Below are 26,390 nucleotides of genomic sequence, written 5' to 3'. Positions count from 1 at the left end.
CCGTTGCCTAGCGGATGTTCGGGTCGAAGGTGAAGATCACCAGCGTGCCCAGGAGGATGGTGAACACCGTGGCGGTGTACAGCAGGCCCTTCAGCCACAGGCGCGTGTTCGCGCGCTCCGCGTAGTCGTTGATCACGGTACGCAGGCCGTTGGCGCCGTGCAGCATGGCCAGCCACAGCATCAGCAGGTCCCAGACCTGCCAGAACGGGGACGCCCAGCGGCCCGCCACGAAGGCGAAGCCGATCTTGGACACGCCGCCGTCCAGCACCAGCTGGATCAGGAGGTGGCCGATGACCAGGACGACGAGGACGATGCCCGAGAGGCGCATGAAGAGCCACGCGGCCATCTCGAAGTTGCCGCGCGTCGAGCGCGGCGTCTTCCCGGTGCGCTTGCGCGGGGCCTCGATGTACGGAGCCGGGTTGTCGACGTCGTAGAGGCTCACGCCCTCCACGTCGCCGATGGCCTTGGCGGAAGAAGTGTCAGAGGACATGCGCGTCACTTCCCGAACAGTTCAGCGGCTGCGTGGCCGAGCACGGGGTACAGGGCCCCGACCATCAGCACGAACCAGATGCCCATGACCCACCAGAGCATCGCCTTCTGGTGGCGGGGCCCCTTGGACCAGAAGTCCACGGCGATGACACGGAGACCGTTGAGCGCGTGGAAGAGGATGGCGGCGACGAGGCCGTACTCCAGCAGCGCGACGATCGGGGTCTTGTAAGTCGCCACGACGTCGTCGTACGCCTCGGGGGAGACGCGGACGAGAGCGGTGTCGAGGACGTGTACGAACAGGAAGAAGAAGATGAGGACGCCGGTGACTCGGTGAGCCACCCAGGACCACATTCCTTCCCGGCCGCGGTACAGCGTTCCAGCCGGCACGGAAAACCCTCCGGAAGCGGGGCGGGGGCCAGCCGGCTTCGTTGTCGGTCGGGCCCGGCCGGGTACGGTCCACCGGCCCCGGACATCGTAGCGACGCTTTGTCGGTTCCTTCGCGCGGGGTCCGCCGGTGTGATCAAACAGGCACGGACGGCCTATCCCGCACGGGCGAATCGCCCCGTTTAGGCGCTGATACCCCTTCGCGGGAAGCGAGCCGGTCCGTCAGGTCGGCGAGCCGGGCCAGCGCGAGCCGGCGCAGCTCCTCCGCGGAGATCGCCCGCTCCTCCTCCACCTCCAGGCCCATCCGGCGGCGGATCGCCGCCATCAGCTGCCCGGCCCGCTCCTCCGGCGGATGCCCGTCGAGGCAGATCACGAAGGAATGCCCGAACGTGCGCTCGTACTCCGCCCGGGCGGCGTCCAGCGCGAGCCGGGCCGCGTACGGCGCGCCGTCGGCCAGCTCCGCCGGCGGCTCGACGGCCAGCGCCCCGACGAGATCGGAGTCGGACAGGTCGTACGACGCCTCGTCGGCCGCGGCGCGCAGAGCGCCCGCGTCCGGGTACGGTCGGTGCGCGGCCACCTGCTGCGCCCACCGCGGGCTGCCGCAGCACTGCAGCAGCACGGCTTCGGCGAGCTCGGCGGGCAGGGCGTTGAACCGCGCCAGGCCGCGGTCGCCGGAGAGGGCGGAGCTGCCGCGGGCCTGCGCCGGAAGGTGGCTCGACAGCGGGGGCTCCTCGGGGCGCGGTGCGGGTGTGCCGCAACGCTAGCGACGCCGGACGCGGTCCGCTGTACCGATTCGGGGTTTTCACCCGGAAGTAAGCCGAAAGGATGAGCGGGATGTCCGGCTGCGCGCACACCAGGGGTGCCGGGAGGCGGGGAGAGGGTCGCGGAAGCGCGCCGGAGGGGGTGGAAGACGACCGAGGCCGCCACCCCCCACAGGAGAGGCCCCGGTCGCCGTCCGTACGGGCTCGTGCGACAAGCCCGTACCCTCCTCAGCGCCGCGCGTGCGTTTTGTGTCACACCCCGCTTCGCGCACGCTTGATTGCAGGCCGTACAACTCGTGGACGAAGGTACTTGAAAGCCGTAACGTGCTGATTTGCGCCACACGTACAGGACAGTGAACGGGTTGGGGACTTTGCTGGGGGACGACGCGGAGCTGACCGCCGCCGTGCTCGCGGCACAGGACGGCGACGAGAACGCGTTCCGTGCTGTGTACCGCGCCGTGCACCCGCGGCTGCTGGGGTACGTCCGCACCCTCGTCGGGGACTCCGACGCGGAGGACGTGGCCTCCGAGGCGTGGCTGCAGATCGCCCGCGACCTCGGGACCTTCACCGGCGACGCCGACCGCTTCCGCGGCTGGGCGGCCCGGGTGGCCCGCAACCGGGCGCTGGACCACATCCGCATGCGCGGACGCCGCCCCGCCGTCGGCGGGGACGAGACGGAGCTGACGGGCCGGGCCGCCGACAGCGACACCGCGGCCCTGGCGATGGAGGCGCTGTCCACCGGCCGCACCATGGAGCTGATCGCGCGGCTTCCGCAGGACCAGGCCGAGGCCGTCGTGCTGCGTGTCGTGGTCGGCCTGGACGCCAAGAGCGCCGCCGAGACCCTCGGGAAGCGCCCGGGGGCCGTGCGGACCGCCGCCCACCGCGGGCTGAAGAAGCTGGCGGAGCTGCTCGGGGCCGAGGGCTCTCCCGCGCCGGAGGCGGAGGCCGGCTCCAGGGCGGCCGCGGCCGTCGGCCATAATGCCGGTGGCCAGGGCCGGGACACCGCGGGCGAGCGGGACCTCGACGCGGTTCCCGCACAGCGAGGCGGCCGGGGCGGCGGCCTCGTGGAACAAACCGGTGTGACGCATTCACGTTGGCGGACGCAGAAGGACATGTGATGGCCGACGAGCGCAACAGGTGGCTGGACCGGGCTGCCTCGGAACGAGTGCTGCGCGGCGCACCTGCCTCCGACGGCGCGGATCCGCGCGACCCGGAGGCCGAGGCGCGCCTGCGGGCCGCCCTCGACATGCTGGTGCCGCCGCCGGCGCCCCCGGATGCGGAACTCCCCGGCGAGGCCGCCGCGGTGGCAGCCTTCCGCGCCGCGCGCGCCGCGGCGGGAGCCGCCGGCGAGGCGGAGCCCTCCGGTGCGGACGGTGCGGCCGTCCCCCTGGTGGAACTCGGCAGGGCGCCCTCCGCGGGTATCCCGGCGCAGGCGCATGGCTCCGCCGGCGGCCGGCGCGGCAGCCGCCCGGCGCGCTTCGCGCTGGCCGCGGCGCTGGCCGGGGTCGCCGTCGGCGGGCTGGCCGCGGCCGCGGGCGCCGGGCTGCTCGACCGGATCACCCACGACACCGCGGGCCCCGCCCCGGCGGTGTCGCTCAGCGCCGACGAGGACCCCGCGCAGCCGGGCCAGACCGTACGCCCCTCCTCCCCGCCGCAGCTCGTGCCCTCGCCGTTCCGCGGCGACGGCGCCGTGCCGCCCTCGGGCACCCCGGCCACCCCCGGCGGGGAGACGGGCGCGGGCCAGGGCCGCGGCGGCGGCGGCGAGCCGGGCCTCGGCGCGGGCGGCACCGGCACGGCCCCGGACACGGCGACCGACGGCGGCAGCACCCGCGGCACCGGCAAGGAGACCCTGGGCGGCGCCACGCTGCTCGAACGGGAGCGGGAGACGCGCCGCAAGGCGGTCGACCTCTGCGAGGCGTACCGCTCGGGCCAGATGAACCCCGACCGCCGCGACCGGCTCTCCCGGCTGGCCCAGGGCATCGCGAAGATCCCGCACTACTGCGAGATGCTGCTCGACGGCCCCCGCGAGTCCGGCGGCTCCACGGCCCCCCGCGACCGCGCCGAACCGGGTGCTGTCCTGAAAACGCCCCGGCTGGGCCAGGCGCCCGCGGACCGGCCGGCCCTCCCGGGCCCGACGGCGTCCGCCCCCGTCCCCGTCTTCCGCTGACCCCCCGCCCCCCGCGCGTCCGCGGCGGGGCGCGTTCGGAGGGAAACACGAGGTGGGCGCGGAGCCGCTGTAACACTTTTCGAACCCGCGGCGCAGTACAGAACGAGCCGACTGGTCATCGGCCGCGCAAGAGCCGGGGTTCCCCCCGTACCCCTGGGCTCTGCGCACACGGCGCGGGCGGGGTTCGTTCCCCCGGCCCTGCCCGCGCCCCCCTTCCCTCCCCCTCCCCGCGGTACGGCGCCCTGCGCGCACCGAAGCGCCCCGCCACCTCGCCCCGCCCCCTGCTGGCCGCCCCCTGCGGGCCGCCCGCGGGCAGCAGAAAGCCCGGGCGCCGGCAGGGCCGGGCACCCGGGCTCGTGTCGGCGGGGCCCCTGGGCGGGGGCTCCGGCGCCGGCCTGCGGGTCACCAGTAGACGACGACCTTGTCGCCGACCTTCACCTGGTCGAACAGCGCGGCGATCTTGCCCTTGTCGCGGACGTTCACACAGCCGTGCGAGGCGCCGTTGTAGCCGCGCGCCGCGAAGTCCGCCGAGTAGTGCACCGCCTGGCCGCCGCTGAAGAACATCGCGTACGGCATCGGCGTGTGGTAGATCGTCGACGTCCAGTCCTTGGCCTTCCAGCCCACGCTGAACTCGCCCTCGCGGGTCGGCGTGTTCTCGGAGCCGAAGCGGACGTCCATCGTCGAGATGATCTTTCCGTCGATCATCCAGGCGAGGGTGCGGCTCTCCTTGCTGATGCACATGACCCGGCCCTGCATGCAGCGCGGGTCCGGCGCGTCCGCCTCGTTGACCGCGGGCGGGCGCAGCTCGTCGGCGGTGGGCTTCTTGCTCATGGCCTGGATCTTCTTCCAGGTGGCCGCGTCGACCGCACCCGTGGCGGGCAGGCCGTTCTTGGCCTGGAAGGACTTGACGGCGGAGGTCGTCTTGGAGCCGTAGAAGCCGGTGGGCTTCACCGACATGAGCTTCAGCTGCTTCAGGCGGGCCTGGAGCTCGCGGACCTGCTCGCTGTCGTCGCCGTTCGCCATGATCGCCTTGACCGTCGGGGACGGCGAGGCCGAGGCGGACGGGGACGCCGACTGCGACGCGGACGGCGAGGGCGAGGCCGCCTTGCCGTCGTCGGACGGCGACGCGGAGGGCGAAGGTTGCGCCGCGGACGCCGAGGGCACCGCCGACGCGGCGCCGGCCGGCGCCGACTCCGACGGTCCGCACGCCGTCGCGGCGAGCGCGACGGCGACGGCCGCTCCGAGCGCGCGGACTATGGCTTTCTGGCGGTGCATGGCTGTCCCCCCGGGATTTCTGCTTCGTGTACCTAGGTGATGCCTGGCGGGCGTGGAGAGTTGCACACGCGGACGGGATGTTGCGCCATTGTGACCAGCGGCCGTCAGGGGACGGCCCGCAGCCGTCGCGGGGAAGGTTGTATCAGCCCCGGGGCCCTTTGCTCTACGGAGGGTTTGGTCACATGGCGAGCACCGAGAGCGGAAACCCCATCGAACCGGTCTACGGGCCGCGGGACCTGACGGGATGGGACCCGGAGGTCAAACTGGGCGAACCGGGAGCGTATCCGTACACAAGAGGGATTTACCCGACGATGTACACCGGCAAGCCGTGGACGATGCGGCAGTACGCCGGCTTCGGAACGGCCGCCGAGTCCAACGCCCGCTACCGCCGGCTCATCGACGCGGGCGGCACCGGCCTGTCCGTCGCGTTCGACCTGCCCACCCAGATGGGCCACGACTCCGACGCCCCGCTCGCCCACGGCGAGGTCGGCAAGGTCGGCGTGGCGGTCGACTCCCTCGACGACATGCGGGCCCTCTTCGCCGGGATCCCCCTCGACCGCGTCTCCACGTCGATGACCATCAACGCGCCCGCAGCCCTGCTGCTGCTCCTGTACCAGCTCGTCGCCGAGGAGCAGGGCATCGCCGGCGACCGGCTCACCGGCACCGTCCAGAACGACATCCTCAAGGAGTACATCGCCCGCGGCACCTACATCTTCCCGCCCGGGCCCTCGCTGCGGCTGACCGCGGACACCTTCCGGTACTGCCGCGCCGAGATCCCCCGCTGGAACACCATCTCCATCTCCGGCTACCACATGGCCGAGGCCGGGGCCTCGCCCGCGCAGGAGGTCGCCTTCACCCTCGCCGACGGCATCGCCTACGTGCGGACCGCGCTGGCCGCCGGGATGCACGTCGACGAGTTCGCCCCCCGGCTGTCGTTCTTCTTCGTCGCCCGCACCACCCTGCTGGAGGAGGTCGCCAAGTTCCGGGCCGCCCGGCGCATCTGGGCGCGCGTCATGCGCGAGGAGTTCGGGGCCCGCGACCCGAAGTCGCAGATGCTGCGGTTCCACACCCAGACGGCGGGCGTCCAGCTGACGGCGCAGCAGCCCGAGCTGAACCTCGTGCGGGTGGCCGTCCAGGCCCTGGCGGCCGTCCTCGGCGGGACGCAGTCGCTGCACACCAACTCCTTCGACGAGGCGATCGCCCTGCCCACGGAGAAGGCGGCCCGGCTGGCGCTGCGCACGCAGCAGGTCCTCGCGCACGAGACCGACGTCCCGCACACCGCCGACCCGTTCGCCGGGTCCTACGCGGTGGAGCGGATGACGGACGGGGTCGAGGAGGCGGCCCTCGCTCTGATGCGGCGCGTGGAGGACCTCGGCGGGGCGGTCGCCGCGATCGAGGCCGGCTTCCAGAAGGCGGAGATCGAGCGGAACGCCTACCGCATCGCCCGCGAGACCGACGCCGGCGAGCGGGTCGTCGTCGGCGTCAACCGCTTCGCCCTCGACGAGGAGGAGCCGTACGAGCCGCTGCGCGTCGACCCCGCCATCGAGGAGCGGCAGCGGGAGGCCCTCGCCCGGCTGCGGGCGGAGCGCGACGGCGCGGCCGTGGCGGCGGCGCTCGGCGCGCTGCGCCGGGCGGCCGAGGGCGCGGACAACGTCCTGTACCCGATGAAGGAGGCGCTCCGCGCCCGCGCGACGGTGGGGGAGGTGTGCACGACCCTGCGCGGGGTCTGGGGGGCGTACGAGCCTGCCGGTTCCACATGGTGAAACACCTGGCGCGACAGCAGCAACCCTGTGGAACACTCCTGCCCATGCTGGGCGTCACCGATCTGCCGACCTACCTGGCCGGCCTCCTCCTGATCATCCTGCTGCCGGGGCCGAACTCCCTCTACGTGCTCTCCGTCGCCGCACGGCGCGGCGTGCGCACCGGGTACAAGGCCGCCGCCGGCGTCTTCACCGGCGATGCCGTCCTCATGACACTGGCGGCCGCGGGCGCCGGGGCGCTGCTCCAGACCAGCCCCCTGCTCTTCGGCGTCGTCAAACTGCTCGGCGCCGGCTACCTGACCTGGCTCGCCGTCGGGATGCTCCGCGGGGCCTGGACGCTGTGGCGGTCGCGGGCCGGGCGGGACGAGCCCGGCGCGGCGGAGCCGCAGCCGGCCGGGGAGGCCGCCGCCGAGCGGGAGCGGCCGTACCGGCGGGCCGTCGTGATCAGCCTGCTCAACCCGAAGGCGATCCTCTTCCTGGTCTCCTTCTTCGTGCAGTTCGTGGACCCCGGCTACGCCTACCCGGCGCTGTCCTTCCTGCTGCTGGGCGCCCTGCTCCAGCTGGGCAGCTTCCTCTACCTGACGCTGCTGATATTCGGCGGCACCCGCCTGTCGGCCGCCTTCCGCCGCCGCCGGCGGCTGAGCGCCGGGGCGACCTCCGCCGCGGGCGTCCTCTTCCTCGGGTTCGCGGCCAAGCTCGCCACGGGGTGACATCAGGGGGCGCGCACGCTGCTCGGCGCGCCGTGCGATGGGCCGAGGCGCCGTCAGCTCCCCGTCCACGCCCGTCCACACGCCCCCGTACGCAACGGCGGTCCGGGCGGCCACGGGGCCGGATGAGCGCGCGAGTTTACCCCTGGGTGCAACCGGTCATGCGTCCAGAGGCTTGGTTTTTTTCCCCTGACGGCATGAACTTTTGCTGATCTCCATCCAGTTGGACCATTCGTGCGCCTACCCTTCAACGGGTGAACCAGTTGATGTCCCGCGAGTCCCAGACCGTCCTGCCCGGTGTGCCCTCCCAGCCCGAGCTGCCGGGGAAGCTGCCGGACCACCTGCGTGCCGAACTGATCGCCTTCCGCCGGGACTTGCACATGCACCCCGAGCTAGGACACCAGGAGTTCCGCACCACGGCGGCCATCAAGGCCCGACTGGAGGAAGCCGGCCTGCGCCCACGCGTGCTGAAGTCCGGCACCGGGCTGGTGTGCGACGTGGGCACCTGGGACGGCGGCCGGCCGATGCTGGCCCTGCGTGCGGACATCGACGCCCTTCCCATCCCCGACGCCAAGACCCACGTCCCCTACCGCTCGACGGTCCCCGACCGGGCCCACGCCTGCGGCCACGACGTCCACACGGCAGTCGTCCTCGGCGCCGGGCTGGTGCTCGCCGAGCTCGACCGGCAGGGCCTGCTGCCCCGCCCGGTGCGGCTGCTGTTCCAGCCGGCGGAGGAGGTGCTGCCGGGCGGGGCGACCGACGCCATCGCCGCCGGCGTCCTCGACGGCGTCGGCAAGATCATCGCGGTGCACTGCGACCCCCGCGTCGACGCCGGGAAGATCGGCCTGCGGACCGGCGCGATCACCTCGGCCTGCGACCGGCTGGAGGTCACCCTGGAGGGGCCCGGCGGCCACACCGCCCGGCCGCACCTGACCACCGACCTGGTGACGGCCGCGGCGCGGGTCGCGGTGGACCTGCCGGCCGTGGTGGGCCGCCGCATGGACGCCCGCTCCGGCATGTCGATCACCTGGGGGAGGATCGAGACCGGCCACGCCTGCAACGTCATCCCCATGCGCGCGGAGCTGTCCGGGACCATCCGCTGCCTCGACATCAACGCCTGGCACGAGGCCCCCGACCAGATCCACGCCGCGATCGACGAGATCGCCTCGCTGCACCGCGCGAAGTCGGAGATCACGTACGTGCGCGGCGTCCCGCCGGTCGTGAACGACCCGGCCGTCACCGAGCTGCTGCGCGAGTCCATGACCGCCCGCTGCGGGGCGGCGTCCGTGGAGGGCACCGAGCAGAGCCTCGGCGGAGAGGACTTCTCCTGGTACCTGGAGCACGTCCCGGGCGCGATGGCCCGCCTCGGCGTCCACCCTCCGGGCGTCTCCGTCAAGAAGGACCTGCACCGGGGCGACTTCGACGTCGACGAGGACGCGATCGCCGTCGGAGTGGAGTTCTTCACGGCCGCGGCCCTGCTCGACGGCCGCCGTGGAAGCCCGGTCGGGTAAAAATCTTCACCTCATCTGAGCGGCGCCCGGCACAGCTGTCCAGCCCTTGATACACAAGGGCTGGACGCCTCGGCAGTCACCAACCGGTCACTGTCCGGTTCGCGACGATCCGATAACGACTCCTGAACGGGCTCTTAACTGACATCTACGCGCGTTACGATCGCCGCGAAACCAGCGCCGGTCATGGCGCTTTCGGTCAGGTTTTGAAGGAGCCTCCCCTTGCGCCGGATCACCAGGATCGCCACCGTGGGCATCGCGTCCGCGGCGCTGGCCCTCTCGGCCACCGCCTGTGGCGGAAAGAACTCGTCCGACTCCGCCTCCTCCACGGAGACGGGGCAGAAGTCCGCAGCCATCGCCTACGACATCGGCGGCCGCGGCGACCAGTCCTTCAACGACGCCGCGTACGCGGGTCTGGAGAAGGCCGAGAAGGAACTGCAGGTCAAGGGCGCGGAAGCCGAGCCCACCGAGGGTGAGAGCGAGGCCGACAAGGTCCAGCGCCTCACCGAGCTCGCGCGCAAGGGCCACAACCCGGTCATCGGTGTCGGCTTCGCGTACGGCGCCGCGATCGAGAAGGTCGCCCCGAAGTTCCCGAAGACCACCTTCGGCCTCATCGACGACGCGTCGAAGACCGGCCCGAACATCGCCAACCTGGTCTTCAACGAGGAGCAGGGCTCCTACCTGGCCGGCGTCGCCGCCGCCAAGGCCTCGAAGACCGGCACCGTCGGCTTCATCGGCGGCGTCGAGGTTCCGCTGATCAAGAAGTTCGAGGCGGGCTTCACCCAGGGCGTCAAGGACACCAACCCCAACGCCAAGGTGCTGTCGACCTACCTGAGCCAGCCGCCGGACTTCTCCGGCTTCGCCAAGCCCGACCTGGGCAAGGCCGCTGCCAAGGGCCAGCTGGACAACGGCGCCGACGTGATCTACGCCGCCGCGGGCCTCGCGGGCTCGGGTGCGATCGAGGCCGCCGCCACCGCCGGCAAGTGGGCCATCGGCGTCGACTCCGACCAGTACAACCAGGCCGGCCTGGCCAAGTACAAGGACAAGATCCTGACCTCGGTCACCAAGGACGTGTCCGGCTCCGTGTACAACCTGATCAAGTCCGTCCAGGACGGTTCGCCGCAGTCCGGCGAGATCCGCTACGGCCTCGACAAGAACGGTGTCGGCCTGGCCGACTCCAACCCGGAGTACAAGAACATGGCCGAGCTGCAGGCCGCGGTGGAGAAGGCCAAGGCCGACATCATCGCCAAGAAGATCAACGTCAAGACCGCGCCGTAAGGCCTACCCTGACGTGAGGTAGAACGGTCTCCGGGGTCCGGGAAGCGGTCTCACCGCTCCCGGGCCCCGGGCCGCGTTCCGTGTTCCTTGTGGCCGCATGGTCGCAAGTTTTCACTTCCGACAGTGCTACGCGCGTAGAGGCATCGTGGACGCGATACCTTCTCCCCCCGCCCTGTCCCCCCGCCACACCGGCTTCCAGCTCCTTCCGCGCCAAGGAGAGTGCGTCATCAACGCGTCCAGCCCCCCTGCCGTAGAACTGCACGGCATCACGAAGCGTTTCCCCGGCGTCGTCGCCAACAAGGACATCGCCATCACCGTCCGCAAGGGCACGGTCCACGCCCTCATCGGTGAGAACGGTGCCGGCAAGTCGACCCTGATGAAGATCCTCTACGGCATGCAGAAGCCGGACGAGGGCACCATCGCCGTCGACGGGGAGCAGGTCTCCTTCAACAACCCGGGCGACGCCATCGCCCGCGGCATCGGCATGGTCCACCAGCACTTCATGCTCGCCGACAACCTCACCGTCCTGGAGAACGTGGTCCTCGGCGGCGAGAAGCTGTACGGCATCGGCGCCAAGGCCCGCAAGAAGATCCAGGAGATCTCGGACGCGTACGGCCTCGGCGTGCGCCCCGACGCGCTCGTCGAGGACCTCGGCGTCGCCGACCGCCAGCGCGTGGAGATCCTCAAGGTCCTCTACCGCGGCGCCCGCACCCTCATCCTCGACGAGCCCACCGCGGTGCTCGTGCCGCAGGAGGTCGACGCGCTCTTCGACAACCTGCGCGAGCTCAAGGCCGAGGGCCTGACCGTCATCTTCATCTCGCACAAGCTGGGCGAGGTGCTGAAGGTCGCCGACGACATCACCGTCATCCGCCGGGGCACCACCGTCGGCACCGCCGACCCCAAGACCGCCACGACCAAGCAGCTCGCCGAGCTGATGGTCGGCAGCGAGCTGCCCTCGCCGGAGACCCGCGAGTCGACGGTCACCGACGTCCCCATGCTGAAGGTCTCCGACCTGCGGCTGGCCGCCACCGACCCCGACGGCGTCGTCCGCGAGGTCCTCGCCGGGATCGACTTCACCATCCACAAGGGCGAGGTCCTCGGCATCGCCGGTGTCGAGGGCAACGGCCAGACGGAGCTCATCGAGGCCCTCATGGGCATGCTCCACCCGGACGGCGGCACCGTCACCCTCGACGGCGAGGACATCTCGGCCAAGCCGACGCGCAAGCGGCGCGAGGGCGGCATCGGCTACATCCCCGAGGACCGCCACCGCCACGGCCTGCTGCTGGAGTCCCCGCTGTGGGAGAACCGCATCCTCGGCCACGTCACCGAGCAGCCCAACTCCAAGCGCGGCATCCTCGACCCGAAGGCGGCCCGCAAGGACACCGAGCGGATCGTGCGCGAGTACGACGTGCGCACCCCCGGCATCGACGTGACCGCGGCCTCGCTCTCCGGCGGCAACCAGCAGAAGCTGATCGTCGGCCGCGAGATGAGCCACAACCCGAAGTTCCTCATCGCCGCCCACCCCACCCGCGGTGTGGACGTCGGCGCGCAGGCGCAGATCTGGGACGCGATCCGCGAGGCCCGCCACGAGGGCCTGGCCGTGCTCCTGATCTCCGCCGACCTGGACGAGCTGATCGGCCTGTCCGACACCCTGCGCGTCATCTACCGCGGCCGCCTGGTCGCGGACGCCGACCCGGCGACGATCACGCCCGAGGAGCTCGGCACCGCCATGACGGGTGCCGCCCGCGGCCACCTGGAAGCCACCGACAACCCTTCCGCCGCTGCCGACGGTGACACGACGGAGGACGAGGCCTGATGAAGAAAATCGACAAGGACCGGCTGCTGCTCGCGGCCGCCGGCCCGGCGCTCGCTCTGGTCAGCGCCTTCGCCCTGACCATGATCGTGCTGGCGGCCTCGGGCGTGAACCCGGTCGAGCCGCTGCAGATCATGGTGGAGCAGGCGAGCTACGAGGACGTCCAGATCCTGATCCTCAACCAGGCGGGCATCTACTACCTGGCAGCCCTGGCCGTGGCCATCGGCTTCCGGATGAACCTCTTCAACATCGGTGTCGACGGCCAGTACCGCCTCGCCGCGATGGTCTCGGCCGTCATCGGCGCCGCCGTCACGCTGCCCGGTCCGCTGCACATCCTGATGATCGTGGCCGTGGCCATGCTCACCGGTGCCTTCTGGGCCGGCATCGCGGGCGTCCTGAAGGCCAAGCGAGGCGTCAGCGAGGTCGTCTCGACGATCATGCTGAACGCCATCGCCACCGCCCTGATCGCCTGGCTGCTCCTCCCGACGAACCTGGGCGTCCAGGAGGAGGGGTCCAACGACCTCACCACCGGCAAGATCGCCGAGTCCGGCTGGTTCCCGGCGCTGACCGTCGGCGACGGCCTGGAGATCTACGGCTTCACCTTCGTCGCCTTCGCCCTGGGCATCGTCTACTGGTTCGTCCTCAACCGGACCCGCTTCGGCTTCGACCTGCGCGCCACCGGCGCCAGCGAGTCCGCCGCGCAGGCGTCCGGCGTCGACGCCAAGAAGATGATCATGACGTCGATGCTCATCTCCGGCGCGGTCGCCGGCCTCACCGGCATGCCGCTCCTGCTCGGCGAGTCGCACACGTACAACCTGTCCTTCCCCCTCGGTGTCGGCTTCACGGGCATCACCATCGCCCTGCTCGGCCGCAACCACCCGGTGGGCATCTTCTTCTCCGCCCTCCTGATCGCCTTCATCGACAAGGCCTCCGCCGGCCTCGACACCGCCGGCTACGCCAGGGAGATCGGCACGATCATGCAGGGCCTGATCGTGATCGCGGTCGTCGTCAGCTACGAGCTCGTGCGCCGCTACGGCATCCGCCGCCAGCAGCAGAAGGTCGGCGAGGAGCTCGCCGCCGGGCACGCCATCAAGACCGACAAGGAGGTCAAGGCGTGAGCACCAGCACCGTTTCCGCGACGAGCGCCGCGCCCAAGAAGGGCGGCGGACGCCGCAAGCTCACCCTCCCCTGGATCCTGCTGATCATCGCGGGCGGCCTCGCCCTGATCTCGCTGGTCCGGGTCATCTCCGGCGCCGACGACCTGACGTCCGTCGGCCAGATCTCCGGCGCCCTCCAGCTCGCCGTGCCGATCGCCCTCGCGGGCCTCGGCGGCCTGTGGGCCGAGCGCGCGGGCGTGGTCAACATCGGCCTCGAAGGCATGATGGTCCTCGGCACCTGGTTCGGCGCCTGGGCCGGCTACCAGTGGGGCCCCTGGACCGGTGTCGTCATGGGCCTCGTCGGCGGCGCCCTCGGAGGCCTGCTGCACGCGATCATCACCGTGACGTTCAACGTCAACCACATCGTCTCCGGTGTGGCGGTCAACATCCTGGCCATCGGCTTCACCCAGTACCTGTCGAACTTCACCTTCGGCGAGGCCCCCGGCGGCTCCTCCAAGCAGTCCCCGCGCATCGAGCCCATCACGGAGATCACCATCCCAGGGCTCTCCGACTGGCTGGCCACCCTCCAGGCCAAGCACTGGTTCTTCGTCTCCGACGTCGCCGGCGTCGTCGGCGGCCTGGTCACCAACCTCTCGCTGCTGACCGTCGTCGCGGTGCTCCTCATCCCCGCCACCTGGTGGGTGCTGTGGCGCACGGCCTTCGGCCTGCGGCTGCGCTCCTGCGGTGAGAACCCGGTCGCCGCCGAGTCCCTCGGCGTCAACGTCTACAAGTACAAGTACATCGCCGTGATCGTCTCGGGTGCGATGGCCGGCCTCGGCGGCGCGTTCCTCGCGATCGTCTCCACCGGCATCTACCAGGAGGGCCAGACCGGCGGCCGCGGCTACATCGGCCTCGCCGCGATGATCTTCGGCAACTGGATGCCGGGCGGCATGTCCCTGGGCGCGGGCCTCTTCGGCTTCACCTACAGCCTCAAGCTGCGCGGCGGTGCCGAGAACGTCCACGCGATGCTGCTGCTGCTCGCGATCCTCCTCGTGGCCGTCGTCGTCTGGCAGCTGTACAAGAAGAAGCACGTCCAGGCGGCCATCTCCGCGGCCTGCGCGGCCGGCCTGTTCGTCTGGTACACCCTGACCGACGCCGTCCCGAGCCAGTTCGTCGACGCGGCCCCGTACGTGACGACGCTGCTGGTCCTGGCGCTCTCGGCACAGCGCCTGAGAATGCCGAAGGCGGACGGCATGCCGTACCGCAAGGGCCAGGGCAAGTGACGACGGCGACCCACGCCGACTGGGAGGCCCTGCGGGCGGCCGCCCGGGACGCCATGTCCCGGGCCTACGCCCCCTACTCCGGCTTCCCGGTCGGCGCCGCCGCCCTCACGGACGACGGCCGCACCGTGACCGGCTGCAACGTGGAGAACGCCAGCTACGGGCTCGGCCTGTGCGCCGAGTGCGGCCTGGTCTCCGCGCTGCAGGCCACGGGCGGGGGCCGCCTGACGCACTTCACCTGCGCCGACGGCAACGGCGACGTGCTCGTCCCGTGCGGCCGGTGCCGCCAGCTGCTCTTCGAGTTCGGCGGCCCCGAGCTGCTGGTGGACACCCCGAAGGGGATCCTCCCGCTTGCGGAGATGCTGCCCCAGGCCTTCGGGCCCGACCACCTGAGATAACCGTGCCGACGGCCCTTCGCCCTGCGGGGCGGAGGGCCGTCGCAGTCCCGCGGACCACCCACACCCCTCTATGCGCGTAGAAGGAAGCACCACATGGACGTCATCTCCGTCATCCGCACCAAGCGGGACCGCGGCGAGCTGAGCCCCGAGCAGATCGACTGGGTCATCGACGCGTACACCCGCGGTGTCGTCGCCGACGAGCAGATGTCGGCGCTGGCCATGGCCATCCTGCTCAACGGCATGAACCGGTCCGAGATCGCCCGCTGGACCGCCGCGATGATCGCCTCCGGCGAGCGGATGAACTTCGACTCCCTCTCCCGCCCGACCGCCGACAAGCACTCCACCGGCGGCGTCGGCGACAAGATCACCCTGCCGCTCGCCCCGCTCGTCGCCGCCTGCGGCGCGGCCGTCCCGCAGCTCTCCGGCCGCGGCCTCGGCCACACCGGCGGCACCCTCGACAAGCTGGAGTCCATCCCCGGCTGGCGCGCCCTGCTCTCCAACGAGGAGATGCTGCACGTCCTGGACACCACCGGCGCCGTCATCTGCGCCGCCGGCGACGGCCTGGCCCCCGCCGACAAGAAGCTGTACGCCCTGCGCGACGTCACCGGCACCGTCGAGGCCATCCCGCTGATCGCCTCCTCGATCATGTCCAAGAAGATCGCCGAGGGCACCGGCTCGCTCGTCCTCGACGTGAAGGTCGGCTCCGGCGCCTTCATGAAGAACATCGAGGACGCCCGCGAGCTGGCCTCCACCATGGTGGCCCTCGGCACCGACAGCGGCGTGAAGACCATCGCCCTGCTCACCGACATGTCCACCCCGCTCGGCCTGACCGCCGGCAACGCGCTGGAGGTCCGCGAGTCCGTCGAGGTCCTCGCCGGCGGCGGCCCCGCCGACGTCGTCGAGCTGACCATCGCCCTGGCCAAGGAGATGCTGGACGCCGCGGGCATCAAGGACGCCGACCCGGCCAAGGCCCTCGCCGACGGCTCCGCCATGGACGTCTGGCGCCGCATGATCCAGGCCCAGGGCGGCGACCCGGACGCGGCCCTGCCCGTCGCCCGCGAGCAGCACACCGTCACCGCCCCGGAGTCCGGCGTGCTGACCCGCCTCGACGCGTACGCCGTCGGCGTCGGCGCCTGGCGCCTGGGTGCGGGCCGCGCCCGCAAGGAGGACCCGGTGCAGGCCGGCGCCGGCATCGAGCTGCACGCCAAGCCGGGCGAGCAGGTCACCGCGGGCCAGCCGCTGATGACGCTGCACACCGACACCCCGGAGAAGTTCGACTACGCCCTCGCGTCGCTGGAGGGCTCGTACGACATCGCCCCGGCGGGCACCGCGTTCACCGCGAACCCGATCGTCCTGGACCGCATCGCCTGATCCCGGACCGCCCGCCGCGGAGCGGGCGGGGCAGGCGCCGCGCGCGCCCGCCCCGCCCGCTCCCGTGTGTGCGGGGCCGTGCGATGAGTTCCGGCGGCCCCTGCGGTCCTACCGGCATGACGAAACCGACGCTGGCCCTGACCGGGCCCGACGTGGCGGCGGGCGGCGCGCCCGCCGCCTGCCTCCGGCTGGCGGAGCTGTACGCGGCCGGGGCCGCCGCCGTGGTGTGCGACCTCGGCGGGATCGGGCCGCCGGGCCTCGGGGCCGTGGACACCCTGGCCCGGCTGCGGCTGACCGCCCGCCGCCTCGGGTGCAGCCTGACGGTGACCGGCGCCGGGCCCGAGCTGCGGGCGCTGCTCGCCTTCGCCGGGTTAGGGGAGCTCCTCCGGGAGCCCGAACAGGGGGAACCACCGGTCGGTGTCGAGGAAGGCGTTGAGCCCGGCGATCCGGCCCCCTGACACCTCCAGCACCTGGAGCGCCCACGGGACGTGGCCCGGCCGGCCGTCCTGCCGCGGCCGGTACTGGGCGAAGGCGGGCAGCCCGTTCGCGGTCGTCGGGACGAGGCGGGAGCCCTTGCAGCCGATGCCCTGGTTCAGGTGCCAGGCCGCGATGTCCGCGGGGCCCTGGAGCCACAGGTCGTACGGCGGCATGGACAGCACAGCGTCCTCGTGGAGCAGCGCGGTCAGCCCGGTGATGTCGTACGCCTCGAACGCGGACAGGTACCGCTCCAGCAGCTGCACCTGCCCGGCGTCCAGCGGGTCCGCGGCCTCGCTGTCGCGGACCGGCCGGGCGGAGAGCGTGGCCCGCGCCCGCTGGAGCGCGCTGTTCACGGAGGCGGTGGTGGTCTCCAGCAGCGCCGCGACCTCGTCCGCCTTCCAGGCCAGCACCTCCCGCAGGATCAGCACGGCCCGCTGCCGGGGCGGCAGGTGCTGGAGCGCCGCCATGAACGCGAGCCGGACCGACTCCCGGGCCAGCGCCGCCTCCGCCGGGTCGGCGGTCTGCGGCAGCACCCGGGCGTCGGGGACCGGCTCCAGCCAGGTCACCTCCGGCCGCTCGTTCAGCACCGCCGAGGCCTGGTGCTGCGGCGAGGTCAGGTCCATCGGGCGGGCCCGCCTGCTGCCCGCGCTGAGCAGGTCCATGCAGACGTTGGTGGCGATCCGGTAGAGCCAGGAGCGCAGCGAGGAGCGGCCCTCGAACTTCGCGTAGCCGCGCCAGGCCCGTACGTACGTGTCCTGCACCGCGTCCTCCGCGTCGAACGCGGAGCCCAGCATGCGGTAGCAGTAGCCGGTGAGCTCGACCCGGTAGCGGTCCAGGGCCGCGTCCAGGTCCTCGCGTGCGCCCGCCGAGGCGGTGCCGAGGCTGCCGGTGTCCGTCATGTGTGCCGCTCCCCCTGGTCGGTCCCGATGGACTGGAACCTACCCGAGGGGTCCGACAGCCGCAGGGCGAGCGGTGCCGGGCGCCGCCGGCCGGCCCCGGAGAAGAGGAGGCGGGCCCCGGGGATCGCCCGGGGCCCGCCGCGCGTCCCCGCACGGACGCGTTCGCCGGAAGGTCTGTCAGCGGGCGGCGGCCGCCCGCACCGGCAGGCGCCGCTCCGCGCGGGCGGCGTGCGAGCCGTACAGGGTGATCGAGACGACGCCCAGCACCGCCAGCAGCGCGATCCCGGCCGTCGCCGCCCAGCCGCCCGTGTGGTAGGCGAGGGCGCCGAGGGTGCCGCCCGCGCTGGAGCCGAGGTAGTACGCGGACTGGTACAGGGCGGAGGCCTGTGCCCGGCCCGTGGCGGCGGTGCGGCTGACCGCCGCCGACGCCACGGCGTGGCCCGCGAAGAAGCCCGCGGTGATCAGCACCAGCCCGGCCAGCACCGCGGCCAGCGCGTCGGCGAGCGAGAGCAGCAGGCCGAGCGCGGTGGTGGCCACGGCCAGGTACAGGGCCCCGCGCCGCCCGACCCGCGCCACCAGGGCTCCCGCGGCCGCGGAGGACGCCGTACCGACCAGGTAGATCAGGAAGACGGAGCCGACGACGCCCTGCCCGAGGGAGAACGGCTCCTCGACGAGCCGGTAGCCGATCACCGTGTACACGGCCCCGAAGACGGTCATGAACAGCGCGCCGATCCCGTACAGCCGCAGCAGCAGCGGGTCGCGCAGGTGCCGGGCGACGGCGGCGCCCACCGCGCGCGGGGCGAGCGGCGCCGGGCGGAAGAACCGGGCCCGCGGCAGCAGCACCCGGTAGGCGGCGGCGCAGGCCAGCGCCAGCACGCCCACGGTCAGCAGGCCGGCCCGCCAGCCCCACGCCTGGGCCGCCCAGCCGGTGGCGATGCGGCCGCTCATCCCGCCGATGGAGTTGCCCGCCACGAACAGGCCGATCGCGCCGACCAGCGCCTTCGGCTCGACCTCCTCCGCCAGGTACGCCATCGCCGAGGCGGGGACGCCGGCGATCGCCGCGCCCTGGACGGCCCGCAGCACGACCAGCCACTCCAGGTCGGGGGCGAACGGCACCAGCAGTCCGACGCCGACGGCGACCGCGAGGGAGACCGTCATCAGCCGGGTCCGCCCGAAGCGCTCGGACAGCGCGCTCAGCGGCAGCACGAACAGGGCGAGTGCGCCGGTCGCGGCGGAGACGGTCCAGCTGGCCTGACCCGCCGTCACCCCGAAGCCGTCCGAGATCGCCGGCAGCAGCGCCTGGGTGGAGTAGAGGAGGGCGAACGTCGCGAGTCCGGCGGCGAAGAGCGCGAGGCTCATCCGGCGGTAGCCGGGGCGGCCGGGGGAGTGGGCGCGGAGGGGCTTCGGGGACGACGGGGTGGAGGCACCCGTGCGGACGGGTGCCCCGGTATGAGCGGGAGGCATGCAACGACCGTAGACCCGGCCCGTTTCATGCGTCCAATGCACAGAATCGCGATAATCGATCCACTGGTGCATCAGCGCTGTTCAGGAGGGCGCATGTCAGCGAACCGTTACGAAGAAGACATGGCCGTGACAAGTCTGCTGGCGCCGCGGCTGGCGTACTTCGCCGCGGTCGCCCGCCACGAGCACGTCACGCGCGCCGCCCACGAGCTCGGCGTCCCGCAGTCCACCCTCTCCCGCGCCATGGTCCGCCTCGAACAGGACCTGGGCGTCTCCCTGTTCGCGCGCCGCGGCCGCACCGTCGCGCTGACCACGGCCGGGCGGACCTTCCTCGCCTCCGCCGAGAAGGCGCTCGCCGAGATCGCCCGGGCCGCCGGATCCGTCCAGCAGGACGCCGACCCGGCCCACGGCAAGGTGGCGTTCGGCTTCCTGCACACCCTCGGCCCCGAGACCGTACCCGGCCTGATCCGCGCCTTCCGCGCCGACCACCCCGGCGTCCGCTTCTCCCTGGTCCAGAACTACGGCGAGGCCATGCTGGAGCGGCTGCGCGCCGGCGAGCTCGACCTGTGCCTGACGTCGCCGCTCCCCGACGCCCCCGACCTGGTGGCCCGCCGCCTCGACGAGCAGCGCCTGCGCCTGGTCGTCCCCGACGACCACCGCCTCGCCGTCCGCAAGCGCATCCGCCTCGCCGAGGCCGCCGAAGAGGTGTTCGTGACCCTGGAGCCGGGCTACGGCCTGCGCCGCATCACCGACGACCTGTGCGCGGAGGCCGGGTTCGCCCCGCGCGTGGCGTTCGAGGGGGAGGAGGCCGAGACGCTGCGCGGCCTGGTCGCCGCCGGCCTCGGGGTGGCCCTGCTGCCGCCTCCCGCGGTCCCCCGGCCGGGTGTGGTCGAGCTGACGGTGACCGCGCCCCGGGCCGTCCGCGAGATCGGCGTCGCCTGGCTCGACGGCCATCCCGACACCCCGCCGGTCGCGCAGTTCAAGCGGTTCCTGCTGTCCCGCCGCGGCCGGCTGATCCCGGAGTGGCACGCCCCGGTTCAGGAGCCGGCCGCCGGCCCCTCCGCGGCCTCCGCCGCGGAGGCGGGCCCGGCCGCCGAGAGCAGGTAGCCCGCCTGGAAGCGGGACTTGGCGCCGACCGCCCGCATGATTCCGGCGATGTGGCGCTGGCAGGTCCGCTCCGACATGCCGAGCCGGCGCGCGATGACCTTGTCCTCCAGCCCCTCCGACAGCAGCCGGACGATCGTCTGGCGCAGCTCGTCCGAGAGCGTCCGTGCGGCCTCCGGGCTGACCGTGGTCGGGAACGGCTCCGCCTTCAGCCAGGACCGCTCGAAGGCGGAGGCCATGAAGTGCACGACGCTCGGCTCGCGCACCACCAGGGCGGCCCCGGTGCGGTCGGGCACCGCCATCAGCCCCGTGTGCCCGTCGAAGATCAGCATCCGCATCAGCCCGTCGCCGAGGGTCCGCACCTGCGCGCCGAGCGCCGTCACCCGCTCCACGTACGCGGCCGTGGGCCGGGAGTAGCGCGCCGTGTGCTGGTAGATCGTCCGCATCCGCACCCCGCGCGCCAGCAGCGACTCGTCCCGCCCGATCGCCTCCTGGAGGGTCTCCTGCGGGCGGGCGCCGCCCGGCTGCGAGGTCAGCAGCTCGCGCTCGCATCCCGCGGCCAGCTCGGTGATCAGCGCCCGCACCGCCCCGAGGTCGGTGACCGTCTCCAGCTCGCAGCTCCCCGGCCCGGTGCGCTCGCGCAGGGCCGCCCCGGCCTCGTACGCCGGCACCAGCGCCTCCAGTCGGCCGCGCAGCCGGTCCATCTCGTCGTGGGTCTCGCGGACGAGCAGCGCCAGCGGGGCCAGTGCCCGGGCGGCCGCCGCACGCGGGGCGACGGCGCACCACCGCTCGCCGCCGCTGCCGGGGGCCCGCTGGAGCAGGTGGGCGGCGGCCAGCTCCGCGATGGCCGCCGCGGCCCTGGCCCCGAGAGCGGCGGTGGCCTCGGCGGGGGCGAAGGAGTGCCGCTCGACGGCGTACGCGTAAAGGCGCCGGGCCGCGGGGCTCAGTTCGCCTCCGGCGGCAGGTGCGGGTTCCTCGGCGGGCATGTGCGTATTCGTCCCGGATTGCGGTTGTTCGTAAACCCCTCGTGTTCCCGCAAGGCGGCAAGACGACCCCCGGCCCGGCGGATCCCAGGCGTCCGGAACCGGCAGAGTGGGGGCACCGGGAGGGGGAAGCGCGGATCGGCGGGATGGTGCGCGGACGGCCGACGACCACGGCTGCCCGCATCCTGCCAGGCCGCGTCCCGCCGTACGGCGGCCGCCCGGTGCGCAGATGCGCGTACGGCGGTGGCCGCACCCGGCAGCCCGGGGCCGTCCGACCGAGAGGGGGCGGAACGGCCGGCCCGCGGTGGACCGGTGCGGCCGCCGCCGCCCCAGAACGCGGGCCTCAGCCTTCGGTCGGCTTCGCGTAGCCGGCGAAGCCGGTCCAGTCGATGACCAGGCAGGGCTCGTCGCCGAGGACCCAGGCGTCGTGGCCCGGCGTGACCTGCATGAAGTCGCCCGCCCCGTAGTCGTCCGACTCGCCGTCGTCCATGACGACGTGCATCCGCCCGCTCACCACGTACCCGGTGTGCGCGGACTGGCAGCTGTCGGTGCCGGCCAGCGGCTTGATGTGCTCCGACCAGCGCCAGCCCGGCTCGAAGACGGCGCGGCCGACGGCTCCGCCCTCCACCTGGATCAGGTCGAGCCGACCCGTGCCGTCCACGAAGGGCCGTGTCTCGTCGGCCTTGTCGAAGTTCCTGCGGACCATGGCCATGGCCATCGCCTCCCGGAGCGCGCTGCCCCCGAGTCCTCTTCCACTCTACGCCGCAGGCCCCTGCTCAGCCGCGCAGCGAACGGCCGAACCCCGAGGCCAGCGGCATGCGCAGGCCGATCGGCGGCGGGGCGGCCAGGGCGTCGGCCACCGGGCGGGAGAAGCGGGCGCACAGCACCGCCCCGAGGACGAAGTCCACGGCCAGGGAGACCACTTCGGACCGGTGCTCGCGTAACCGGTGGCCGTCGGAGTGCACCTCGAAGCGGCAGGTCGCCCGGTTCGCCTTCTTCGCGCGCTCGGCGAGCCGGAAGGAGGACTCCGGATCGCTGCGGGAGTCGTTCGTCCCGTGCACGAGGAGCACCTGCCGGCCGGAGAGCTGCTTCACCGGTTCGGGCGAGTCCGGGTCGGCGGCCGCGCCGAGCGAAGGGGCCAGTGCGACGACGCAGTTGACGGCCTCGTGGTCCGCGGCGAGCAGGGCCGCCCGCCCGCCGGCGCCGTGCCCGGCGAGGCAGACCGGGACGTCCCCGTAGCGGCGCACGGCCTCGTCCGCCGCCCAGCGCGCGTCCTGCTCGGGGGAGCCGCGGCCGCCGTACGCGAGCGTGTGCACCACCAGGCCGTCCGCCCCGCCCGCCCGGGCCAGGGCCCGCGCGAGCGGGCGCACCGGGCCGGGCGCCCACCGGGACCCGCCCGGGAGGAGGAGCACCACGCCGTTGACCGTCGAGACCGAGCCGTTCGCGCCGGACGCCCGCCCCAGGCGGGCCCCGCGCGCCGGCGGCGCAAGATGTGACATGGCGGAACAGTCTCAGACTGACAGGTGTACGCGACCCCCTCCGTACGGTCTCTGTTGGATATCGGAGCCTCACGCCGCCGACGCGCTCTACGCGCGTAGGAGTTACAGTGCGCAGATGACGAGCGAGACCTCCAACCCGCCCACTCCGGACCAGATCCGCCGTGCCCCGAAGGTGCTGCTCCACGACCACCTCGACGGCGGACTGCGCCCCGGCACGATCATCGAGCTGGCCCGCGCGACCGGCTACGACAAGCTGCCCGAGACCGACGCCGACAAGCTGGGCACCTGGTTCCGGGACGCCGCCGACTCCGGCTCCCTGCCCCGCTACCTGGAGACGTTCGCGCACACCTGCGCCGTCATGCAGACGAAGGAGGCGCTCTTCCGGGTCGCCGCCGAGTGCGCCGAGGACCTCGCCGAGGACGGCGTCGTCTACGCCGAGGTGCGCTACGCCCCCGAGCAGCACCTGGAGGCGGGCCTGACCCTCGAAGAGGTCGTCGAGGCCGTGAACGACGGCTTCCGCGAGGGCGAGCGCCGCGCGAAGGCCGCCGGGCACCGCATCCGCGTCGGCGCCCTGCTCACCGCGATGCGCCACGCCGCCCGCGCGCTGGAGATCGCCGAGCTCGCCAACCGCTACCGCGACAGCGGCGTCGTCGGCTTCGACATCGCCGGCGCGGAGGCGGGCTTCCCGCCCACCCGCCACCTCGACGCGTTCGAGTACCTCAAGCGCGAGAACAACCACTTCACGATCCACGCGGGCGAGGCGTTCGGCCTGCCGTCGATCTGGCAGGCCCTCCAGTGGTGCGGCGCCGACCGCCTGGGCCACGGCGTGCGGATCATCGACGACATCGAGGTCGCCGAGGACGGCTCCGTCACGCTGGGCCGCCTCGCCTCGTACGTCCGCGACAAGCGCATCCCCCTGGAGATGTGCCCGACGTCGAACCTCCAGACCGCCGCGGCGGCCTCGTACGCCGAACACCCGATCGGCCTGCTGCGCAAGCTGCACTTCCGCCTGACGGTCAACACCGACAACCGGCTGATGAGCGGCACCAGCATGAGCCGCGAGTTCGAGCACCTGATCGACGCCTTCGGCTACACGCTCGACGACATGCAGTGGTTCACCGTCAATGCGATGAAGTCCGCGTTCATTCCTTTCGATGAACGACTCGCGATGATCAACGACGTCATCAAGCCGGGTTACGCCGAGCTGAAGTCGGAATGGCTGTTCCGGCAGACCGCCTCCACCAGCGGTTCTGTGGGGACCCAGGCCACGGCCTGACGAAAGGGGGGCGCCCGGGAAGAGCAATTCCCGGGCGCTTCTTCGTATTTCCCGATGTTTGCGGGCGCCGGTTTGCAGTGGCTAGGTTGCGGAGCCGCCCAGTTCCCCGTCGCAAGGACATCCTTCATGAAGAAGTCAGCTGCCAAGATGCTCGGTGCCGCCGCCATGGGTGCCGCCTTCGCCGCCGCCGCTGCCGGAACCGCCTCGGCGACCCCCGCCGTCGGCCTCACCGACGCGCTCGGCACCGCCACCGGCGCCCTCCAGGGACTCACCAGCCAGCAGCAGGTCAACGCCGACGGCCAGGAGTCCAGCGACCCGGCGGCCCCGGTCGGCGAGCTGGCCAACGCGCTCGGCCCCACCCTCGGCGGCCTCCCGCTGAACGGCGCCCTCGGCGGCTGACCCACCCCGGATCCGTCCCCGGATCCCCTTCGATTCGCAAGCGTGCCCGCGCGGCGCACGCCGGTTCGACCAGGTGTGCGCCGCGCGGCGCCGTGTGCCAGGATCCCCGCCAACCGCCCGCCGAGGCCCGGGCGGGACGCGCCCGGCAACCGCCGGGGGAGAGGTCGCCGGTCATGCGTACGAAGCCACGAACCACCACCGGAGCGGTCGCCGCCACCCTGCTGCCCGCCCTCGTCCTGGGGGCCACCGCCTGCGGCAGCGGCCCCGGCAGCGGGAAGGCGCCGGACCAGAAGGGCTCCGCCCCCGTCACCGCACCCGCCGGCACGCCCTCCGCGGGCACCTCCCCGGCCCCGGCCGCACCGCCGTCCGGCGGCAGCAGGCTGGAGCGCTCCGCCCTGGCCCCGGGCGACCTGCCCGGCTACCAGGTCTCCGCCCAGGGCAAGAACCCGGCCGCGCCCGACGGCCAGCCCCAGGCCGACCGCAGGACCTGCCAGCCCCTCGCCGACATCATGGGCGACAAGCCGGACCCGGCCGCCCGCGAGACGGTCAACCGCGGCATCGGCTCCCAGAAGGAGGTCGGCCTCGCGGTCTCCGCCTCCGTCAGCTCCTACGCCGAGCGGGACGCCAAGGCGCTCGTCTCCCGGCTGAAGGACGCCGTCGCCGCCTGCGGCACCGGCTTCACCGCCACCGTCCAGAACCAGAGCGGCAGCTACCGCGACGTCCGCGCCGCCGGATACCGCACGGCGGGCGACGACACCGTCAGCTGGACCACCACCGCCGCCGCGCAGGGCGTCTCCGCCCACGTCCACGTGGTCGTCGTCCGCGAGGGCGACACGATCGTGCGCCTGATGGCCCTCAACGTGGCGGCCGCCGGGCAGCAGGCGCAGGTGCCGCAGGAGGTCGCCGACAAGCAGCTGGAGAAGGTCCGCCGCGCGGCCTGAACCGCAGGCCGCGGACGCCGCACGGGCCGGGCCGCCGCAACCCGGGCGGCGGCCCGCCCGTCACCAGGCGGCGGCGGACGGCTTCTCGTTCGGCAGGAGCAGCCACAGCGCCAGGTAGATCAGGAACTGCGGCCCGGGCAGCAGGCACGAGACGGCGAATATCAGCCGCATCGTGTTCGCGGACATTCCGAACCGGCGCGCCAGTCCGGCGCAGACGCCGCCGATCCAGCGGCCGTCACGGGGGCGAACAAGGGCGCTCATGGGATCTCCTCCGTAGATATTCACGGGGTTTTCCGTGATGCCTCAATACTCGCGCGGCACCGCAGACAGAACGTCGGTCCAAGGGCCGAGCCCGACCCTGGCAATTCTCGGGGTGGACCCCTGAGAGGCCTCGGCCCGCGCCGCGCGCGTACGCCGCATCCGCGCCCGCGCCGCCGGGACCACCGCGACGTGCGCCAGCACCACGCCCGCCGTGTTCAGCAGCACCGAGTCCACGTCCACGACCCGCCCCGGAACCGAGCTCTGCAGCATCTCGATGCCGATCGAGACGAGCACCCCCGCGGCCGCGGTCCGCACCAGCGACGACCAGGCCGCCAGCGGCGACGGCGCCAGGCTCCCGCCGGCCAGCGGCAGCAGCACCCCGAGCGGGGCCAGCAGCGCCAGGCCCTCGCCGATCCGGCGGGCCGCCGCCACGGGTCCGTTCTCCAGGTCGGCGCGGATGCCCTCGAACGGCGTCAGGTTCGCGGCCGCCGCCCACGGCACGTCCAGCGGGCGCAGGGTGAGCCAGCCGACGAGGAGCAGGTGGGCGACCAGCAGGGCCCCGCCGAGGAGCCGGAGCCGCAGGTGTAGGGCGGTGGCGGCGCAGTGGCCGGCCTCATGACGCTGCACACCTGCGTGGACGCAGCCTGTGGCGGCTTCGGTTCCGTATGCCTCCGGCAAGGTGAGTCGTACGAGAAGCCGATCGGATGAAAATACGGCGGCTGTGGACGCGCCCCTCCCGGGCACCGGCCTGCGCCACGCACAGTGAGCGCCACGCGACGCATACCGGATGCCGCGGAAGGAG

The 26,390-nt window shown here is 73.0% G+C and carries 27 protein-coding genes; 16 read left to right on the top strand and 11 right to left on the bottom strand.

Translation table 11 applies throughout. The annotated features are described in order from the left end of the window. Positions 1–7: 7 nt before the first annotated feature. The 3 genes from MUK52_RS11825 to MUK52_RS11815 all read right to left on the bottom strand — a co-directional run bounded on the left by MUK52_RS11825 (position 8) and on the right by MUK52_RS11815 (position 1,492). The gene (locus MUK52_RS11825; protein ID WP_030027687.1) at positions 8–490 is read right to left on the bottom strand and encodes a succinate dehydrogenase hydrophobic membrane anchor subunit; all 483 of its coding nucleotides are present in this window, start codon (positions 488–490) and stop codon (positions 8–10) included. A 5-nt stretch (positions 491–495) separates the two neighbouring features. Next, the gene (gene sdhC / locus MUK52_RS11820) at positions 496–876 is read right to left on the bottom strand and encodes a succinate dehydrogenase, cytochrome b556 subunit (RefSeq protein WP_114053837.1); all 381 of its coding nucleotides are present in this window, start codon (positions 874–876) and stop codon (positions 496–498) included. Positions 877–1,009: 133 nt separating this feature from the next. After that, positions 1,010–1,492: a 2-oxo-4-hydroxy-4-carboxy-5-ureidoimidazoline decarboxylase gene (locus MUK52_RS11815; protein ID WP_428985384.1), complete on the bottom strand. Its 483-nt coding sequence runs from the start codon at positions 1,490–1,492 to the stop codon at positions 1,010–1,012. A 513-nt stretch (positions 1,493–2,005) separates the two neighbouring features. On the opposite strand from MUK52_RS11815, the gene MUK52_RS11810 reads away from it, so the two are divergent. Together MUK52_RS11810 and MUK52_RS11805 are read left to right on the top strand one after the other, a co-directional pair. Next, positions 2,006–2,752 carry an RNA polymerase sigma factor gene (locus tag MUK52_RS11810; RefSeq protein WP_114053839.1) on the top strand — a complete coding sequence of 249 codons (747 nt, stop codon included), beginning with the start codon at positions 2,006–2,008 and terminating at the stop codon, positions 2,750–2,752. After that, on the top strand, positions 2,752–3,801 hold the full coding sequence (locus MUK52_RS11805; protein ID WP_284575910.1) for a hypothetical protein: 1,050 nt from the start codon (positions 2,752–2,754) through the stop codon (positions 3,799–3,801). Before MUK52_RS11810 ends, MUK52_RS11805 begins: the two co-directional genes overlap by 1 nt. Before the next feature lie 402 nt (positions 3,802–4,203). Here the strand turns inward: MUK52_RS11805 and MUK52_RS11800 are convergent, their stop codons facing one another. Beyond that, positions 4,204–5,076 carry a L,D-transpeptidase family protein gene (locus MUK52_RS11800; RefSeq protein ID WP_284575909.1) on the bottom strand — a complete coding sequence of 291 codons (873 nt, stop codon included), beginning with the start codon at positions 5,074–5,076 and terminating at the stop codon, positions 4,204–4,206. A gap of 182 nt (positions 5,077–5,258) precedes the next feature. Between MUK52_RS11800 and MUK52_RS11795 the strand changes: the two genes are divergently transcribed. From MUK52_RS11795 to MUK52_RS11750, 10 genes are all read left to right on the top strand, one after another. Then, complete coding sequence (locus MUK52_RS11795) at positions 5,259–6,839, top strand: acyl-CoA mutase large subunit family protein (protein WP_284575907.1); 1,581 nt, start codon at positions 5,259–5,261, stop codon at positions 6,837–6,839. A 44-nt stretch (positions 6,840–6,883) separates the two neighbouring features. After that, entirely contained in the window at positions 6,884–7,546 is a 663-nt protein-coding gene (gene leuE, locus MUK52_RS11790) for a leucine efflux protein LeuE (RefSeq protein ID WP_114053843.1), read from the top strand. Positions 7,547–7,809: 263 nt separating this feature from the next. Then, the gene (locus MUK52_RS11785; RefSeq protein WP_284581695.1) at positions 7,810–9,054 is read left to right on the top strand and encodes an amidohydrolase; all 1,245 of its coding nucleotides are present in this window, start codon (positions 7,810–7,812) and stop codon (positions 9,052–9,054) included. Between the two features lie 219 nt (positions 9,055–9,273). Continuing rightward, complete coding sequence (locus MUK52_RS11780) at positions 9,274–10,329, top strand: BMP family lipoprotein (protein WP_114053845.1); 1,056 nt, start codon at positions 9,274–9,276, stop codon at positions 10,327–10,329. Positions 10,330–10,426: 97 nt separating this feature from the next. Further along, complete coding sequence (locus MUK52_RS11775; RefSeq protein WP_428985385.1) at positions 10,427–12,145, top strand: ABC transporter ATP-binding protein; 1,719 nt, start codon at positions 10,427–10,429, stop codon at positions 12,143–12,145. After that, positions 12,145–13,260, top strand: coding sequence for an ABC transporter permease (locus tag MUK52_RS11770; RefSeq protein WP_284575906.1), 1,116 nt, complete (start codon positions 12,145–12,147; stop codon positions 13,258–13,260). The genes MUK52_RS11775 and MUK52_RS11770 overlap by 1 nt, the downstream gene beginning before the upstream one ends. Continuing rightward, complete coding sequence (locus MUK52_RS11765; RefSeq protein ID WP_114053847.1) at positions 13,257–14,522, top strand: ABC transporter permease; 1,266 nt, start codon at positions 13,257–13,259, stop codon at positions 14,520–14,522. The genes MUK52_RS11770 and MUK52_RS11765 overlap by 4 nt, the downstream gene beginning before the upstream one ends. Then, entirely contained in the window at positions 14,519–14,917 is a 399-nt protein-coding gene (locus tag MUK52_RS11760; protein WP_114053848.1) for a cytidine deaminase, read from the top strand. The genes MUK52_RS11765 and MUK52_RS11760 overlap by 4 nt, the downstream gene beginning before the upstream one ends. A gap of 93 nt (positions 14,918–15,010) precedes the next feature. Next, positions 15,011–16,288, top strand: a complete 1,278-nt coding sequence (locus tag MUK52_RS11755; protein ID WP_114053849.1) for a thymidine phosphorylase — start codon at positions 15,011–15,013, stop codon at positions 16,286–16,288. Between the two features lie 116 nt (positions 16,289–16,404). Next, the gene (locus tag MUK52_RS11750) at positions 16,405–16,746 is read left to right on the top strand and encodes an STAS domain-containing protein (protein WP_114053850.1); all 342 of its coding nucleotides are present in this window, start codon (positions 16,405–16,407) and stop codon (positions 16,744–16,746) included. On the opposite strand, the gene MUK52_RS11745 is transcribed toward MUK52_RS11750, so the two are convergent. Both MUK52_RS11745 and MUK52_RS11740 read right to left on the bottom strand, forming a co-directional pair. Then, a complete protein-coding gene (locus MUK52_RS11745) occupies positions 16,660–17,664 on the bottom strand; it encodes a sigma-70 family RNA polymerase sigma factor (RefSeq protein WP_284575905.1) in 1,005 nt (334 codons plus the stop codon). The genes MUK52_RS11750 and MUK52_RS11745 overlap by 87 nt on opposite strands. Positions 17,665–17,841: 177 nt before the next feature. Then, positions 17,842–19,128 carry an MFS transporter gene (locus MUK52_RS11740; RefSeq protein WP_114053852.1) on the bottom strand — a complete coding sequence of 429 codons (1,287 nt, stop codon included), beginning with the start codon at positions 19,126–19,128 and terminating at the stop codon, positions 17,842–17,844. 63 nt (positions 19,129–19,191) lie between these two features. On the opposite strand from MUK52_RS11740, the gene MUK52_RS11735 reads away from it, so the two are divergent. After that, positions 19,192–20,232: a LysR family transcriptional regulator gene (locus MUK52_RS11735; RefSeq protein WP_246042768.1), complete on the top strand. Its 1,041-nt coding sequence runs from the start codon at positions 19,192–19,194 to the stop codon at positions 20,230–20,232. On the opposite strand, the gene MUK52_RS11730 is transcribed toward MUK52_RS11735, so the two are convergent. The 3 genes from MUK52_RS11730 to MUK52_RS11720 form a co-directional block, all read right to left on the bottom strand. Next, complete coding sequence (locus tag MUK52_RS11730) at positions 20,163–21,215, bottom strand: helix-turn-helix transcriptional regulator (protein ID WP_246042305.1); 1,053 nt, start codon at positions 21,213–21,215, stop codon at positions 20,163–20,165. The two genes, MUK52_RS11735 and MUK52_RS11730, sit on opposite strands and share 70 nt — an antisense overlap. Before the next feature lie 340 nt (positions 21,216–21,555). Further along, positions 21,556–21,924 carry a cupin domain-containing protein gene (locus MUK52_RS11725; RefSeq protein WP_114053853.1) on the bottom strand — a complete coding sequence of 123 codons (369 nt, stop codon included), beginning with the start codon at positions 21,922–21,924 and terminating at the stop codon, positions 21,556–21,558. A 64-nt stretch (positions 21,925–21,988) separates the two neighbouring features. Continuing rightward, a complete protein-coding gene (locus tag MUK52_RS11720) occupies positions 21,989–22,711 on the bottom strand; it encodes an alpha/beta hydrolase (protein ID WP_114053854.1) in 723 nt (240 codons plus the stop codon). Between the two features lie 115 nt (positions 22,712–22,826). Here MUK52_RS11720 and MUK52_RS11715 point away from each other — a divergent pair, with 115 nt between their 5' ends. The 3 genes from MUK52_RS11715 to MUK52_RS11705 all read left to right on the top strand — a co-directional run bounded on the left by MUK52_RS11715 (position 22,827) and on the right by MUK52_RS11705 (position 25,327). After that, on the top strand, positions 22,827–23,987 hold the full coding sequence (locus tag MUK52_RS11715; protein ID WP_284575904.1) for an adenosine deaminase: 1,161 nt from the start codon (positions 22,827–22,829) through the stop codon (positions 23,985–23,987). 126 nt (positions 23,988–24,113) lie between these two features. Next, a complete protein-coding gene (locus MUK52_RS11710; RefSeq protein ID WP_114053856.1) occupies positions 24,114–24,386 on the top strand; it encodes a hypothetical protein in 273 nt (90 codons plus the stop codon). A 173-nt stretch (positions 24,387–24,559) separates the two neighbouring features. Next, complete coding sequence (locus MUK52_RS11705) at positions 24,560–25,327, top strand: hypothetical protein (protein ID WP_284575903.1); 768 nt, start codon at positions 24,560–24,562, stop codon at positions 25,325–25,327. Positions 25,328–25,387: 60 nt separating this feature from the next. Here MUK52_RS11705 and MUK52_RS11700 read toward each other — a convergent pair whose 3' ends face one another. Next, positions 25,388–25,588, bottom strand: a complete 201-nt coding sequence (locus MUK52_RS11700) for a PspC domain-containing protein (protein WP_114053858.1) — start codon at positions 25,586–25,588, stop codon at positions 25,388–25,390. A gap of 42 nt (positions 25,589–25,630) precedes the next feature. Continuing rightward, the gene (locus MUK52_RS11695; RefSeq protein ID WP_114053859.1) at positions 25,631–26,215 is read right to left on the bottom strand and encodes a VanZ family protein; all 585 of its coding nucleotides are present in this window, start codon (positions 26,213–26,215) and stop codon (positions 25,631–25,633) included. Positions 26,216–26,390: the final 175 nt, after the last annotated feature.

This window comes from Streptomyces sp. 2P-4 (assembly GCF_030167965.1).
Classification (GTDB): domain Bacteria; phylum Actinomycetota; class Actinomycetes; order Streptomycetales; family Streptomycetaceae; genus Streptomyces; species Streptomyces globosus_A.
This window is presented reverse-complemented; position numbering and strand designations above follow the sequence as displayed.